Below are 15,997 nucleotides of genomic sequence, written 5' to 3' on the forward strand. Positions count from 1 at the left end.
GATGTCCCTTGCATCGACAGCGTCAGAACTTGAAGCGGAAGTTAAGGTAGTACTGGCGGCCGTTCTGATAGATCGAACGCGGCTGGTCGCGGTTCAGTGCGTAGTACTTCAGCTTCGGCTCGTTGAGGTTCAGGCCGTCCAGGGTGATCGACAGCCAGTCCGTCGCCTTGAAGCCCAGCGACGCAGACAACACATCGGTCTCGTCTTGGTAGAACGCAGTCGCACGATCCAGGCCGCTGTAGAACTCCGAGCGGTAGGTATAGTTGATGCGGGCGTTGAAGCGTTCGTTCTCGAAGTAGGCACCAATGTTGTAGGTGTTTTTCGAGGTGCCTACCAAGTCGCGGCCGTCGTCCTGTTCACCGTCGGCGTAGGTGTAGTTGGCGTTGATGCCGAAGTTCTCGCCGATCGGCTGCTCATACGTCAGCTCGATGCCTTTGACCTTGCCATCGCTGTTGACCGGCACGGTCAGCACGTAGTCCGCCAGGTAACCCTGCGGACTGGTGGTGCTGTAGGTCATGTATTGGCGGGTCTCCTGGCCGTAGGACACGTAGTCCTTCAGATCCATGTAGAACACGCTGGCTGCCAGCAGGGCACGCGGGGCGAAGTACCACTCCACCGACGCATCGAAGTTGGTGGACAGGATTGGTTTCAGGTCGGGATTCCCGCCGCTGCCGGAACCGACGCCACCATCGGTGGCAGGTGGGCTAAGCGAAACCGCACCGGCCAGTGCCGAATAGTCCGGACGGGTCATCGTGCGCGACGCGGCGAAGCGGGCCACCAGGTCGTCGGTGATGTCGAATTTGATGTTGGCGCTGGGCAGCAGGTCGGTGTAGGTGTGCTCGGTGACCACCGGCAGGTACGGGCCGAAGTCCGAACCGGTGATGGCATCCGGCGAACCAGTGCCGGAGACGTTGTTGTGGATGCGCTCTTTGGTCCGCACGTAGCGCAGACCCATGTTGCCGCTCCAGCGGTCGCCTTCCAGATTCAGCTGAACGTAACCGGCCGAGTTCTCTTCATGGATTCCGTACAGGCCGGCCCAGTCGGTGCGCGTGGCGGGGTTGCGATTGGTGAAGCGGTCGTTGAAAGCGGCCAGCTGGCTGGGCGAAAAGTACCAGATATCGCGCGGGAAACTGCCGCCCAGGCCGCTGGCAAAATCACCCGGATAGTTGGCGTAGCCGCCGGTCGGGTAGTTCGCTGGGTCGAACGGCGACTGCGTGCCCACCGGGCAGAAGTATTGTTGGCTCCAATCGAAGGCCACCGTGTTGCCACTGGCGTCCTTGCACGCCGGGCCCTGGCCGGTCGCGCCCAGAGATTCGCGGCTGTGCTCGGCGTAGCGCAGGCCGAATTGCAGCGAGGTCATCGCGCCGCTGTCGATGAAGTATTCGCCATCGATTTGACCCCACTTCTCTTCGTCTTCCACCTTCACGTCCTGGTAGCCGAAGATCCAGCCCAGCGTGTCGGCCGACGGATTGGCCGGGTTGCCGCCGATGTTCCAGTCGGCGGCACCCACGCCATTGAGGCCCCAACTTCCACCGCCGCCGATGCCTACGTTCCATTCGGCCACGTCCTGGGTCGGCGTTTCGCCGGTGCCATCGGAGGTGCCCAACTGGGCCTTGAACACCAGCTTGTCGCTGGCTTTCCACTCGGCATCAAAGGCGACAAACGAGGAATCCGCGCTCGCGTCCGGGCGAGAGATCTGGTCGTATACGCCATAGGTGGTGCCCGGCACGCCGGCGAAGTCGGCTTGCACCAGCGTGCCGTTGCGGACTACGTAGCCCGGCAGCGGCGCCTGGCCGTTGCCCTGCGCCAAAAAATGGGTCACCCACAGCAGGTAGTTGCGGTTGTAGTTGCCGGCGTCCTGGTTGGACACGAACGCGTTGAGGCCCAGGGTCAGGTCCTCGGTGGGCTTGAGCTGGACTTCAAGCAGGCCACCCTTGCGCTTGCGCTTCTGCTCAAACAGCGCCGAACCGATCATGGTCGGGTACCACACGTTGGCGAGGTCAGGATTGCTCAGTGCAACTGCGCTGTCCGGTGCGATCTGCTCGTAGCCCAGCAGCTCTTGGCCGTCGCGGCGCAGGCTGCGCTCTTCGGAGAATGCCTGCAGCAGCACACCGAAGGTGTTGGCGTCGTTCTTCCAGTTCAGCAGGCCGCTGAACTGCGGTTCGGTTTCGCTCGGTAGGTCGGAGTACACCGCGCCGATTGACGCTTCTGCGGTGAAGTTCTCGGCGAACTCCAGCGGCTTGCGCGTGATGATATCCACCGATCCCGCCACGCCGCCTTCCACCAGGCTGGCTTGCGAGGACTTGTGCACCACGATCTGGCTGACTAGTTCGGACGGCAGCAGTGTATAGCTGACGCTGCGGCCGACAGTGCCGGTTTGATTGAGCACAAACCAGTCGCCGGAGGCGATGTTGTGACCGTTGAACAGGGTCTGGGTGAGGCTGGGATTGGTACCGCGCATGGAGACGCGGTCGTTCTCGTCGAAGCCACCTTCATTGGCACCTGCCGAGCTGACCGTCACACCGGGGATGCGCTGCAGCGAGTCGGCGACGTTCTTGTCGGGCATCTTGCCAATGTCCTCGGCGGTGATGACTTCGACATGGGAGCGAGCCTCGCGCTTCACGTCCAGTGATCTTTCCACGCTGCCACGGATACCGGTCACCACGATCGTGTCCAGATCGGTTGCGGCGGGCTGCTCGGTTGCGGCTTCCTGAGCCTGTACCTGCGCGGCCACGCCAAGACACGTCACGATGGCGGCGGATAGAACGGATTTGCGGTAATTCATGATGTCTCTCCCATCACTTATTGAGTTTCGGTTCGGGAGCGAGCCCGCGACCGTGCCTGTACCCTGATTGCTGCGACCGGACGGTGCCGCGTGCCCGGTCGATGACGCTCGCGCCTGTCCCGGCGCCTTCTCTCAATCTCCGTTGCGTTGGCCGAGATACCAGCTGGCCGCGCCAATCACGCCCAGTTGCCCGTGCTCGACCAACTTCACGGGAATCCGCTCCAGCGCCTCGCGCATCGGTCCCTTGTTGAGAAACCGTTCGACGAAGCTGCTGTGCAAAAGGAAATCGCGTATCTGCGGCAGGATGCCGCCGGCCAGATACACGCCGCCCTGCACGCCGTACAGCAGCGCCATGTCGCCGACCGCGCTGCCCAGCAGGCCGCAGAAGACTTCCAGGCTTTCGCGCGCCAGCGGGTCGTTGCCGGCGATGGCGGCGGCGGTGATTTCGCCAGGCTGGGCATAAACCGGCCGGGCGCCGCGCAGCGCGCACAACGCGGTGTAAAGGTTCATCAGGCCGGGGCCGGACAGCGCGTACTCGATCGGTACATGGCTGCGGGTCTTCAGCATCTGGGCCAACAGCGCCATCTCGGTGGCGTTGCCGGCGGTCAGCGCGGCCTGGCCGGCTTCGGTGGGCAGCACCACGGCGCGCTTGCCGGCAGGAATCCACACTGCCGCGCCCAGGCCGGTACCGGGGCCGAGAATCAACGTCGGGCCACGCACGGCGGCACTGGCCGGACCGGCGAGCTGCAGCACCTCGCTGGCATCGACCTGCGCCGCGGCATGGGCGACGGCTTCGAAGTCGTTGACCAGGCGCAGGTCGGCAAAGCCCAGCCGCTGGCGGATATCCTGCGGCGACAGCCGCCACGGCAGATTGGTGGTGATGACGGTGCCGTCTTCGAGCGGGTAGCCGGCACTGGCGATGACGCCGCGACTGACCGCAACACCGGGCAGGCTGTGCAGGAAGTCCTCGATGATGTCGGCCAGGCTGCCGTAATCGGCGCAAACGTACTTGCGGTACTCGAGCACGCGGATCGGATGGGCGGCATCGCCGCTGGCCTGGACCAGGCCGATGCGGACGTGGGTGCCGCCGACATCGGCGGCGATGAACGCGCTGTCGAAGGAAGCGTTGTCCGGCGTCATGTACGGCTCCGGCGTTGGATTGGCGATTGCGACCACACGTTTCCCCACAGATCCGCTGGCGGGAAAGCGCCAGTGGCCCTCCCCAATGCCGTCGGAGTGTGGGAGCGATTTGACAACGTTGTCAACACTCTGTCATGAATCAAGGGCGGGGCGGTGCAAAAAGTGATCATTTTCGTCCTATAACGATCGCACGGGATTCGATTGGGTTCATATGGGTACATTTCTATTCATTTTTAGCAGGTTTGATGGCACATCTGAGCGGACTTTATGCTGCGATGCAGCATCGAAGGCCTGGGAGAGACAGGCCTTTTCTGCTCCAGGGGGCGTCGAAAAGTGGCTTGCGGGGCATTTTTGTGACAACGTTATTCCCGCTCGAAGCAGCCCGGCGCCCGACGCCCTGCTTCTCGCGAACGAGCCAGCCCACATCCGCAGCGGAGTCCGCCCGTCATGACAGCCGTTCAAGGCACGCGCCACACCACTTCCATCGCCATTATCGGCGTGTTGTTCTTCATCATCGGGTTCTTCACCTGGATCAACGGACCGTTGATCACCTTCGTCAGGCTGGCTTTCGATCTGGACGAGGTGAACGCGTTCCTGGTGCTGATGGTGTTCTACCTGTCGTATTTCTTCCTTGCCCTGCCGGCGGCTGCGCTGCTTAAAGTCACCGGCATGAAGAAGGGCCTTGCGGCCAGCCTGTTTGTCATGGCCATCGGCGCGGTGCTGTTTGGCGAGTTCTCGACCCAGCGCTGGTATCCCGGCGCGCTGTCGGGACTGTTCGTGATCGGCGGCGGTCTTGCGCTGCTGCAGACCGCGGTCAATCCCTACATCAGCATCCTGGGGCCTATCGAAAGCGCGGCGCAACGCATCGCGGTGATGGGCATCTGCAACAAGGTGGCCGGCATCCTGGCGCCGTTGGTGCTGGGCGCGCTGGTGCTGCACGGCATCGGCGATCTGGCTACGCAGGCCGAAGCCGCCGATGCGGCCGGAAAGGCAACGCTGTTGAACGAGTTCGCCGCCAAGATCCACATGCCTTATCTGGTCATGGCCGGCGTGCTGGTGGCCGTGGCCATCGCCATCCTGTTCTCGCCGCTGCCGGAGCTGAAACCGTCCGAAGCCAACGCCGAACCGGCCGGCACCGGCGGCGACGGCAAGCGCAGCGTGTTCCAGTTCCCGCATCTGTGGCTGGGCGTGCTTTGCCTGTTCGTCTACGTGGGCGTGGAAGTGCTGGCGGGCGATGCCATCGGCACCTACGGCAACGGCTTCGGCCTGCCGCTGGACGAGACCAAGTTCTTCACCTCGTTCACGCTGACCGCAATGCTGTGCGGTTACGTGATTGGATTGCTTGCGATTCCGCGCTTCATATCGCAGGAACGCTACCTCAGCGTTTCGGCAGTGCTGGGCCTGGTGTTCGCCGTGGCCGCGCTGTTGACCAAGGACTACGTGTCGGTGGGCTTCATCGCCGCGCTGGGCTTCGCCAACGCGATGATGTGGCCGGCGATCTTTCCGCTGGCGATCAAGGGCCTGGGCCGCTTCACCGAAACCGGCTCGGCGCTGCTGATCATGGGTATCGCCGGCGGCGCCATCATCCCGCAGCTGTTTGCGGTGCTGAAGCAGCACTACGATTTCCAGGCTGTGTTCGCCGCACTGGCGGTGCCGTGCTACCTGTACATCCTGTTCTTCGCGCTGCGCGGCCACCGCATAGGCAAGCCGCAACGGCGCTGAACCGGGCATCATTGCCCAACCCTCGAACGAAAGATTCCGCCATGCGCAGACCGACCATCAAGGATGTTGCCGAACGGGCCAAGGTTTCGTTGAAGACCGTGTCGCGGGTCATCAACAACGAGCCCTCGGTGATGCAGGGCACGCGCGCGCGCGTGCTGCATGCCATCGCCGAGCTGGACTACGAACCGGATCAGTCCGCGCGCAACCTGCGCAGCGGCACGCCGTTCGTGATCGGACTGGTCTACGACAATCCCAATCCGTATCACATCATCGGCGTGCAGAACGGCGTGCTGGCGGCCTGCCGCGAAACCGGCTTCGGCCTGCAGATCCATCCGGTCGATTCCACCTCGCCGCTGCTGGCCGAGGAACTGGTCGAGTTCGTCCAGCGCTCGCGCCTGGCCGGACTGGTGCTGACCGCGCCGATGTCCGAACGCATGGATCTGGTCAACGCCCTGGCCGCGCGCGGAGTCAAGCTGGTGCGCATCATCGCCGCCACCGAGGATCCGCAGGACGGCCACGCCTGCGTCTACGTGGACGACCGCGATGCCGCCTACGAGATCACCGAGCATCTGATCCAGCTGGGCCACCAGCGCATCGGTTTCCTCTGGGGCGGGCTGGCGCACCGTTCCAGCACCGAGCGCTACGCCGGCTACGAGCAGGCGCTGAAGGATTACGGCATCTCCGTCGACAAGCACCTCATCGTGCCCGGCGACTACACCTTCGATGATGGCTTCCGCGGGGCGCGCCGGCTGCTGGCGCTGCGCGAACCGCCGACCGCCATCTTCGGCTCCAACGACGAAATCGCCGCCGGCGTGCTGGCCGCGGCCAAGTCGGCCGGCATGAACGTGCCCTACGACCTGTCCATTGCCGGCTTCGAGGACAGTCCGTTCTCCAAACAGTCCTGGCCGCCGCTGACCACTGCCAAGCAGGCCACCGAAGACATCGCCAAGCAGGCGGCACGGCTGCTGATCGCCGGGCTGCGCCAGGACGCCTACGACGACAACCCCACCCCCGTGCACAACCAGGGCTTCGTGCCGCAGCTGGTGGTGCGCGGGTCCTCCGCACCGGTGCGGCCGCGCAGCGAACGCCCCGAACGCCTCGAACGAACCGACCCCAATCCATGACTGACCGCCCAGCTTTGCCGGCCGAAACCGACACCTTGATGTTCCAGGAAGCGCGACAGACCGCCGAGGTCGTCGCCACGCAGTTCTCCCGCAACGACGCGGTCATCCGCGCGCTGGCGCAACAGCTGCGCGAGAATCCGCCGCCGTTCGTGGCCACCTGCGCGCGCGGCAGTTCCGATCACGCGGCCACCTACGCCAAATATCTGTTCGAAACCCAGCTGGGCATCGTCACCGCCTCGGCCTCGCCGTCGGTCGGTTCGGTCTACGAGGCCAGGCAGCAGCTGAAAGACGCGCTGTACCTGGTCATATCGCAATCCGGCAAAAGCCCGGATCTGCTGCGCAACGCCGCCGCCGCCGCCGAGGCCGGCGCGCGTGTGGTCGCCATCGTCAACGCCGAGGATTCGCCGCTGGCGGCACTGGCCGATACGGTCATCCCGCTGCATGCCGGGCCCGAACGCAGCGTGGCCGCGACCAAGAGCTACCTGGGATCGCTGGCCGCGATCCTGCAGCTGGCCGCGCACTGGAAGAATGAAGCGCCATTGCTGCAGGCGCTGCCGAAGTTGCCGGACGCATTGCGCGCGGCATGGCAGTCGGACTGGTCGTCGCTGACCGATGGCCTGGCCGATGCGCACAACCTGTTCGTGCTGGGCCGCGGGTTGGGACTGGCGGCGGCGCAGGAAGCGGCGTTGAAGTTCAAGGAAACCTGCGGCCTGCATGCCGAGGCCTACAGTTCGGCGGAAGTGAAGCATGGTCCGATGGCGCTGGTCGGCCCGGGTTTTCCGGTGCTGTGCTTCGCCCAGCCGGACGAAACCGAAGCCGGCACGCTGGCGCTGGCGCGCGAGTTCCGCGGCCGCGGCGCCCAGGTGTGGGTGTCGTCGGAACACGGCGACCCCGGGTCAAATCCGGAGCAGGCCTTGCCGCTGGCGCCTGCGCCGCATCCGGCCTGCGCACCGTTGCTGACCATCCAGAGCTTCTACCGCGCCATCAATGCGCTGGCGCTGCGCCGCGGCCACAACCCCGATGTGCCGCCGCATCTGAACAAAGTCACCGAAACCGTATGAACACCTTCGCCTTCGTCAACGCAAACGTGCTGACCGCGGACGGCTTCCGCTCCGATCTGGCGGTGCTGGTCAAAGGGCGCGACATCGCGGCCCTGGTGCCGTGGGCGGAACTGGGCGAGGACATCGAGCGCCGCGATCTGCACGGCGATGCGCTGCTGCCCGGCTTCATCGATGCGCAGGTCAATGGCGGCGGCGGGGTGTTGTTCAACAATGCGCCCACGGTCGATGCGCTGCGCACGATTGCGCAGGCGCACCGCAGGTTCGGCACCACCGGACTGCTGCCGACGCTGATCAGCGACGATGCCGCGGTGATGGCGCAGGCCATTGCGGCCACGCGCCAGGCCATTGCCGAAGGCGTGCCGGGCATCCTGGGCATCCATCTGGAAGGCCCGTACCTGGCGCCGGCGCGCAAGGGCACGCACAACGCCGAGAAATTCCGTGTGCCGGACGAAGCCGAAATCGAGCTGGCCACATCGCTGGAAAACGGCGTCACCTTGCTGACGCTGGCGCCGGAGCGGGTGCCGGCCGAGAGCATCCGCGCGCTGGTGCGGCGCGGCGCGATCGTGGTGGCCGGCCATACCGCGGCCAGCTATGAGCAGACCCGCGCTGGACTGGCGGCCGGTGTCCGCGGGTTCACCCATCTGTACAACGCGATGTCGCCGCTGCAGGGGCGCGAACCGGGCGTGGTCGGTGCGGCGCTGGAAGACCCCGACAGCTGGTGCGGCATCATCGTCGACGGCGTGCATGTGCATCCGGCCAGCCTGCGCGTGGCGCTGGCGGCCAAGCCGCGCGGCAAGCTGTTCCTGGTCACCGATGCGATGCCGCCGGTGGGTGCGGCCGATCCCAGCTACGAACTGTATGGCGAAACCATCACCGCCAGGGATGGCGTGGTGCGCAATGCCGCCGGTGCGCTGGCCGGCTCGGCGCTGGACATGGCCACCGCGGTGCGCAATGCGGTGGAGCTGCTGGGACTGCCGCTGGAAGAGGCGGCGCGGATGGCATCGACCTATCCGGCCGAATTCCTGGGCCTGCAGGCCAGCCATGGCCGCATCGCCGCGGGCTATCGCGCCGACCTGGTGGCGCTGGACGGGGACATGCAGGTAACCGGCACCTGGATCGCCGGGCAGGCGCCATAGGAGCGGCCTGATGCCGGCGGCGCCGCGGCTTGCCTCGGTCGATGCATTGCGCGGGACTACCGTGGCGGCGATGCTGCTGGTCAACAATCCCGGCGACTGGGGTCATGTCTATGCGCCGCTGTTGCATGCCCATTGGCATGGTTGCACGCCGACCGATCTGATTTTCCCGTTCTTTCTGTTTATCGTCGGCGTGTCGATCGCATTGGCGATCCTGCCGCGGAGCGAAGCGGGCGTGACCAAGCCCGCGCTGGCCCGGGCGGTGTGGATACGCGGCGCAAAAATCGTCGCCATCGGCCTGCTATTGCATGCGCTGGCGTGGTGGTGGCTGGACCAGGCCTGGTTCCGCCCGTGGGGCGTGCTGCAGCGTATCGGCCTGTGTTTTATTGCGACCGGTTTGCTGGCGTTGAGCACGCGGCAGCGCACGCAATGGTGGCTGATCGGCGCGCTGCTGATCGGCTACTGGGGCGCGCTGGCCGCGAGCGGAAGCTACGCACCGTGGCTCAACCTGGCCAGCCGCGTCGATACCGCGCTGTTTGCGCCGCTGCTGTACCGGTTCGATCCCGCCAGCGGCCACGGTCACGACCCCGAAGGGCTGTTGAGCACATTGCCGGCCATCGCCACCACGCTGCTGGGCCTGCGCGCCGGCGACTGGTTGCGGCAAGGGCGTAGCGCCCGGCTGTTGCCGGTCGGCATCGCGCTGCTGGCATCGGGCGGGTTGTGGTCGGTGTGGCTGCCATTGAACAAGAACCTGTGGACGTCCTCGTACGTGCTGTGGACGGCAGGCTGGGCGATGCTGGCGCTGTGGCTGTGCCACGCGCTGATCGATCGCCGCGGCTGGCCGGCGCTGGGACGCAGCTTCGGCGTCAATGCGATTGCCGCCTACGCGGGCGCGGCGGTGATGGTGTACGCCTTCGCCGGGCTGGGCTGGTGGGAACCCATCTACCAGTCGGGGTTTTCCAGCTGGATGACGCCACGCTTTGGTCCGTATGCGCCATCGCTGGCCTTCGCGCTGGCCTTCGTGCTGGTGTGGTGGGGGGTGGTGCGCTGGATGGACAGGCGTCGCTGGCATCTGAAGGTGTGATTGGCAAGCGGTGGTGCGGCTTGCCGCCGCATGCAAGATGCGGGGCTGCGCCGTGGCGGGCGCCTGCGGCGGGGCTGGCTGGTCACGGCCGGGGCGTTCCGGGCCGGCGCGCCAAGCCAGTCACGCTTTTTTTCGCAGCAGGGGTGTAAAAACGCTTTACCCTCCAGAAGCGGGTGCGCCATGAATCGTGTTCCTGTCCTGCTTTCCGGCCTGCTGTTGTTGAGCGGCTGCGGCGGCGCCATCGAAGCGACCTCGCCGACTGCCGACGAACAGCGCGAATCGGCCGAATCGGCTCCGCTTTTGCTTGTCGGCACCCGGCCGGCGCCGGCCGAAGCGTCAGCGCCGGCCGCTGCCGCAATCCAGGCCGGAGCCACGCCGATGGCCACCCAACGCGTCACCGGCGGGCCATTGCCGCCACGCCGGATTCCCAACCCGCCCTTCGTCAGCAACGAGGTGGCGCGCTTTGACGAACCGTGGGCGATGACCTTCCTGCCCGATGGCCGCCTGCTGGTCACCGAGAAACGCGGCCGCCTGCGACTGGCCAATGTGGCTACCGGCCAGGTCGGCGAAATCACCGGCGTGCCGGCGGTGGCTTACGGCGGCCAGGGCGGATTCGGCGATGTGGTGCTGCATCCGCAATTCGCCAGCAACCGGCTGGTGTACATCAGCTATGCCGAAGCCGGCAGCAACAATACCCGCGGCGCGGCGGTGGCGCGGGCCACGCTGGCGCTGGACGCCAGCGGCAACGGCGGCAGCCTGTCCAACCTGCAGGTGATCTGGCGGCAGGCGCCAAAGGTGACCGGCGAAGGCCATTACAGCCACCGCATCGCCTTCGGCAGCGACGGCAAGCTGTGGATCACCTCCGGCGACCGGCAGAAGATGGACCCGGCGCAGGACCTGCAATCGGCGCTGGGCAAACTGATCCGCCTGAATGCCGATGGCTCGGTGCCGGCCGACAATCCGTTCGCCAGCCAGGGCGGCGTGGCGGCGCAGGTATGGACGCTGGGCCATCGCAATCTGCTGGGCATCGATTTCGATCCGCAGGGCCGCTTGTGGACGCATGAGATGGGGCCGGCCGGCGGCGACGAACTGAACCTGATCGAGCGCGGCAGCAACTACGGCTGGCCCATCGTCTCCAACGGCAACCACTACGACGGCACGCCGATTCCCAACCATGACACCCGGCCGGAGTTCAACGCGCCGGAGGCCTGGTGGACGCCGGTGATCGCGCCGTCGGGCTTCGTCATCTATACCGGCCAGATGTTTCCGTACTTCCACGGCCACGGATTCATCGGCGGCCTGGCGTCGCAGGCGCTGATCCGCATCGAGTTTACCGGCACCCAGGCGCGCGAGGCCGCGCGCTACCCGATGGGGCAGCGCATCCGTGAAGTGGAGCAGGGCCCGGACGGCGCGCTGTGGCTGCTGGAAGACGGCAGCAACGCACGCCTGCTGAAATTGACGCCGAACCCGAACTAGGGCGTGTCAGTTGCTTTGGTCCCTTGTTGGAGCGACGGCTTGACCCGCCGTTCGGCGGTTGAAAGCCAACAGCCGAATGGCTGGTCAAGTCGCGATTGGCTTCGCTAGGAAGGCTCATCGCGACCTACCGGCACCGGCATGCCGGTGCCACTCCTACAGGATGGACAGGACCGCTGCCCTGAAACGGATCAGTCTCGCATTTCGACGATAGGCTTGAAGCCGCCCCAGATCATCCGTTTGACGTCGAACGGCATCGTCTTGACATCCATGTTGGCGATAAGCGGGTCGGCCATCACCTGCTTATTGACCTTGTCGCGGTGCGCACGCGAGCGGTAGGTGATCCACGAGAACACCACCACTTCGTCCGGTTTCAGCTTCACGCTCTTCGGGAACGATGTGAGCTTGCCGGGCTGCACATCGTCGGCGACGCATTCGACGTAGTCGAGCGCGCCATATTGGCGCCAGATCTTGCCGGCCTTGCGGGCCAGACTGCGGTAGGCGGCCAATTTGGCCTTCGGTACCGGTAGCAGGAAACCATCCACGTAAGCCATTGCTCATCTCCTCCTCTGGGGTCGCGGTCGCCGGAGGCCGCAACACGCGCAGCTTCCGGCAGCGGGTTCTACGATGTCGGTTCGACAAACGGTTCCGCGGACCGCGGCGCGCCGGGCGCCTGCTCGTCCAATGATTGCCGGTAGCGGATGCAGCCGCGCAGGAACTGCGGCCATTCCGGCACGACCGGTACCGGGTCGGTCTTTTCCGGCAGCAGCGACCACAGCGCCGGGTGGTGCCAGCACAGTTCATGGCCGCTGCTGTCGCGATGTTCGCGGATGCCATGCCGCAGCCTTCTGACCTCGGCCAGCAACTGTTCGCGCGTCAGCGATTGGAGATCGTCGTCCATGGGCCGGTCGAATGGAATCGTGTGCCTTTACCGCGGCGGGCATTGCCGGCAGTGTCGACGCGGCGTGGTTAAGCGGGTGTCATTGGCCGCCGGGGCGTGCTGCGATGCCTTCAGCCCTGCGCTCTGGCTATGCCGATGGCCGCAACCCGGGCCTTGCGCAGCGCCTGGCCGATCTCCGGGCCGGCCATGCCGTCGCTGGCGACGTCGCGTGCGCTGACTGCCATCGCCGCCTGGTGCAGCCGCTGCAACTCGGCGCCCTGCGGGTAGCCGGCGTTCTCGCTGCCCAGCCGGCCGCGCTTGTCGGCTTCGCAGACCAGCGCCAGCTGGGCGATGCGCGCCGGCTTGCGGAACGCATCGCAGCGCGCCAGCAGTTCGTGCACGGTGGCATCGCGCAGTTCGGCCAGCCGATGCACGTTGAGGTGTTCGCGGCAGGCCATCACCGCCAGTTCGCGGTACTCGGCCGGCACCTTGAGCCGTTCGCACAGCGCCAGCACCGGTTTGATCCCGGCATGCTCATGGCCGATATGCTTGGGCAGCATGTCTTCCGGCGTCAGCGCCTTGCCCAGGTCGTGGGTCAGCGCGGCAAAGCCGATCAGCGCATCGCCGGGCGCCAGCCGTGCGGCCATGTCGCTGACCAGTTGCTGGTGCACGCCGGTATCGACTTCCGGATGGTATTCGGCGCGTTGCGGCACGCCGTACAGCGCATCGACTTCCGGCAGCACGGCCGCCAACGCCTGCGCATCGCGCAGCGTGGACAGGAATGCGGATGGCTGTTGGCAGGCCAGCGCGCGCCGCAATTCCTGCCAGACCCGTTCCGGCACCAGCGCATCGAGTTCGCCGCTGGCGGCGATTTGCCGCATCAGCGCCAGCGTCTCCGGCGCCACCGTAAACCCAAGCGGCGCGAAGCGGGCCATGAAACGCGCCGCGCGCAGCACCCGCAGGGGATCCTCGACGAAGGCCGGGCCGACATGGCGCAGCACCCGCGCGTGGATGTCGCGCGCGCCGCCGTACGGGTCGACCAGATTGCCGGACTCGTCCTGGGCAATCGCGTTGATGGTGAAATCGCGGCGCTGCAGATCCTCTTCCAGCGTCACCGACGGATCGGTGTCGACGACAAAACCGCGATAGCCGCGGCCGCTCTTGCGTTCGGTGCGCGCCAGCGCGTATTCCTCGCCGGTTTGCGGGTGCAGGAACACCGGGAAATCGCGTCCCACCGCCTTGTAGCCGTCCTGCAGCATCTGTTGCGGGGTGGCGCCAACGACGACCCAGTCGCGGTCGCCCGGCTCGATACCCAGCAACCGGTCGCGCACGGCGCCGCCGACGAGATAGATCTTCATGGACAGAATGATGCCTGATTCTTCTGTTGGTTCGGAGAAGGAAGAATCCAGCTCCGACTGATTCGGAACGACTCCGGTTTGAGAGACCTAACCGCTGGGTCGTCGAAAACACCAACGGCATTCAAAGCCCCTCCCCCTTGCGTGGGGAGGGAGGGGAAGCCGCTGCGTCCTCCCGCAAGCAGGCTTCTTCGCCCCGCGAGGCATGGGGGGAAAGCACCGAACGTGTGAAAAATCAGCTCGCCGCGCTGGGCGCCGCCGCCGGGCAGACGAAGGATTTGCGTTTGCCCTGGATGCGGCCGTGCATGCGGTCGGTCACCGGCAGCGCATCGCCGTTCAAGCGCCAGTCGTAGATCACGCTGAAGGCCAGCACGCGGGCGACGTACTCGCGGGTTTCCTTGTAGCTGATGGTCTCGATCCAGAAATCGGCATCGTAGTTGGGCCGCTGCGACTGCCAGCGCGCGGTCGGCGCCGGGCCGGCGTTGTAGGCGGCGATGGCCACGTACGGCACGCCGTACTTGTCTTCCATCTGCCGCAGGTAGGCGGTGCCGAGCATGATGTTGGTGTCCGGGTCGTACAGGCTGGCGGCGCCGGCCCAGGGCATGCCCAGGCGCTTGGCGGTGGCCGCGCCAGTGGTCGGCAACACCTGCATCAATCCCATCGCGTTGGCGCCGGAGCGCGCGCGCGGATTGAATACGCTCTCGGCGCGGATTTCCGCCGCCACCCAGGCCGGGTCGATGGCGTTCTTGGCCGCCTCGCGGCGAATCGCGGCATCGTGGTGCAGCGGAAAGCGCAGCTCGTACAGCCGCTGTTCGTCGGGATTGCGACCCAGCGAGAACACCGCGCGGTCGAACCAGCCGTTGTCGCGCGCCACTTCCACCGCGAGGCGGCGCTGGGTATCGTCGAAGCGCGCCAGCGCGCTGTTCCATTCGGCCGTCGCCCAGCCCGGCCGCTCCAGCTTCCACAATTCCATCGCCCGCACGATGGCGGCATCGCGGGCGACGGCGTTCCTGGCCGCCGCGCTGTCGTTGGGCTTCAACGGGCACAGCGCATACGGCCGGTTCAAGCGATCGGCGGCCAGAAAGCCATGGAAGGTCGCCGACCGGGCGGCTTCGCCGAACAGGCGCTGCGCTTCGGCAGCGTCGCCGGTCTTTTCCGTCAGCCGCGCCTCGAAATAGCGCCAGCGCGAATCCTCGCGCTGGGTCTTGGGCATCTTGCGCAACCCCGCCAGCGCCGCACGCCAGTCGCCGCGCGCCATCGCCTCGCGCACGCGCCACTCGTACAGGCGTTCGTCATAGGCCGACTCGGGAACGGCGTTCAGACGCCGGGCCGAATCCGGTTCGTACGAGGCCACCGTCCACAGCGCGATCTGGTACAGCACCTGGCCGCGCTCGGCTTCGTTCATGCCCAGCGCCTGCGCATATTGCGGCAGTTGCGCTTCGGCCGCGCCGGGATTCTTGCTGCCCAGCCTGGCCAGGCCTATCGCGGCCATGCGCCGGCTGCGCTCGGTCCTGGGCCAGGTCAGCGCGCGCGCGTGCACGCCATCGATGAAGGCAGCGTAGTCGTTGGCCAGCGCGGCTTCGCTGGCCGGCAGGCCGCGTGCGGCGGCGCGCATCACCGCGGTCTGCTGTTCCGCAGCGGCCGCGTCGATGCGCTGCCAGCGCAGTTCCGGGCTCAGGCCGCCGCGGCTGGCCAGCAGCGCGAACACGGTATCGCAGCCATCGGGCAGCGACTTGGCGCCGCTGCGCCAGACCGCCTGCGCATCGGCGGTCCATTGCGCGTCGATGCGGCCGGTGGCCTGACGGGCATTGAGCTCGGCGCACCGCAGGGCGGCGTTGTCGGCCGGCTGCCAGTGCTGCAGGAAGGTCCGCCAGTCCTGCCGGCGCGACAACGCCGCCAGCCACAGGTTGCGGAACTGCTCGGCCACGGCCTGGCCCTGGTAGCGCTGCAGGAATGCCTGCGCCTGCGCATTCGATACGCCATCCATGTTGCGGCTGAGCTGGGCAAACTCGACCCAGCCGTACAGCGGGTGATTGGCGATGCCGGCCGATTGCGCGGCATTGAACTGACCGCGGCCGGCGGCATCCAGCGCGGCGCGGATCTGCGGGCGCTGCGCGTCCAGGTTCTGCGCGCGGACGGCAGTGCCGGCCAACAGCGTCAAGCAGGCAACGAGTACGATGAAGGGAGTGGGGCGATTCATGGCGGAAATATACCGAAGCCGGATGAACGCTCGTGATGAG

General features: G+C 66.4%; 12 protein-coding genes. 6 read left to right on the forward strand and 6 right to left on the reverse strand.

All coding sequences use genetic code 11. From position 1 onward, the window contains the following. Positions 1-22 precede the first annotated feature (22 nt). Together CRO39_RS14805 and CRO39_RS14810 are read right to left on the reverse strand one after the other, a co-directional pair. A complete protein-coding gene (locus tag CRO39_RS14805) occupies positions 23-2,785 on the reverse strand; it encodes a TonB-dependent receptor (protein WP_097122724.1) in 2,763 nt (920 codons plus the stop codon). Between the two features lie 132 nt (positions 2,786-2,917). Beyond that, positions 2,918-3,925: a glucokinase family protein gene (locus tag CRO39_RS14810; protein ID WP_097122725.1), complete on the reverse strand. Its 1,008-nt coding sequence runs from the start codon at positions 3,923-3,925 to the stop codon at positions 2,918-2,920. 447 nt (positions 3,926-4,372) lie between these two features. Here CRO39_RS14810 and CRO39_RS14815 point away from each other — a divergent pair, with 447 nt between their 5' ends. The 6 genes from CRO39_RS14815 (at position 4,373) to CRO39_RS14840 (ending at position 11,525) form a co-directional block, all read left to right on the forward strand. Then, positions 4,373-5,647 (forward strand): sugar MFS transporter, encoded by a 1,275-nt coding sequence (locus CRO39_RS14815; protein ID WP_097122726.1) that lies wholly within the window; start codon positions 4,373-4,375, stop codon positions 5,645-5,647. 41 nt (positions 5,648-5,688) lie between these two features. After that, positions 5,689-6,771 (forward strand): LacI family DNA-binding transcriptional regulator, encoded by a 1,083-nt coding sequence (locus CRO39_RS14820; protein ID WP_097122727.1) that lies wholly within the window; start codon positions 5,689-5,691, stop codon positions 6,769-6,771. Next, positions 6,768-7,832, forward strand: coding sequence for an SIS domain-containing protein (locus CRO39_RS14825; RefSeq protein WP_097122728.1), 1,065 nt, complete (start codon positions 6,768-6,770; stop codon positions 7,830-7,832). Before CRO39_RS14820 ends, CRO39_RS14825 begins: the two co-directional genes overlap by 4 nt. After that, complete coding sequence (gene nagA / locus CRO39_RS14830; protein ID WP_097122729.1) at positions 7,829-8,968, forward strand: N-acetylglucosamine-6-phosphate deacetylase; 1,140 nt, start codon at positions 7,829-7,831, stop codon at positions 8,966-8,968. The genes CRO39_RS14825 and nagA overlap by 4 nt, the downstream gene beginning before the upstream one ends. A 10-nt stretch (positions 8,969-8,978) precedes the next feature. Beyond that, complete coding sequence (locus CRO39_RS14835; protein ID WP_097122730.1) at positions 8,979-10,049, forward strand: acyltransferase family protein; 1,071 nt, start codon at positions 8,979-8,981, stop codon at positions 10,047-10,049. A 378-nt stretch (positions 10,050-10,427) separates the two neighbouring features. Further along, positions 10,428-11,525, forward strand: a complete 1,098-nt coding sequence (locus CRO39_RS14840; RefSeq protein WP_097122819.1) for a PQQ-dependent sugar dehydrogenase — start codon at positions 10,428-10,430, stop codon at positions 11,523-11,525. Between the two features lie 188 nt (positions 11,526-11,713). Here CRO39_RS14840 and CRO39_RS14845 read toward each other — a convergent pair whose 3' ends face one another. The 4 genes from CRO39_RS14845 to CRO39_RS14860 all read right to left on the reverse strand — a co-directional run bounded on the left by CRO39_RS14845 (position 11,714) and on the right by CRO39_RS14860 (position 15,957). Next, positions 11,714-12,076, reverse strand: a complete 363-nt coding sequence (locus CRO39_RS14845) for a DUF1428 domain-containing protein (RefSeq protein WP_097122731.1) — start codon at positions 12,074-12,076, stop codon at positions 11,714-11,716. Between the two features lie 68 nt (positions 12,077-12,144). Beyond that, a complete protein-coding gene (locus CRO39_RS14850; RefSeq protein ID WP_097122732.1) occupies positions 12,145-12,423 on the reverse strand; it encodes a hypothetical protein in 279 nt (92 codons plus the stop codon). Between the two features lie 110 nt (positions 12,424-12,533). Further along, on the reverse strand, positions 12,534-13,760 hold the full coding sequence (locus CRO39_RS14855; RefSeq protein ID WP_097122733.1) for a multifunctional CCA addition/repair protein: 1,227 nt from the start codon (positions 13,758-13,760) through the stop codon (positions 12,534-12,536). Between the two features lie 232 nt (positions 13,761-13,992). After that, positions 13,993-15,957 (reverse strand): transglycosylase SLT domain-containing protein, encoded by a 1,965-nt coding sequence (locus CRO39_RS14860; protein ID WP_097122734.1) that lies wholly within the window; start codon positions 15,955-15,957, stop codon positions 13,993-13,995. Between the last annotated feature and the right edge of the window lie 40 nt (positions 15,958-15,997).

This window comes from Pseudoxanthomonas wuyuanensis, assembly GCF_900215535.1.
Lineage (GTDB): Bacteria > Pseudomonadota > Gammaproteobacteria > Xanthomonadales > Xanthomonadaceae > Pseudoxanthomonas_A > Pseudoxanthomonas_A wuyuanensis.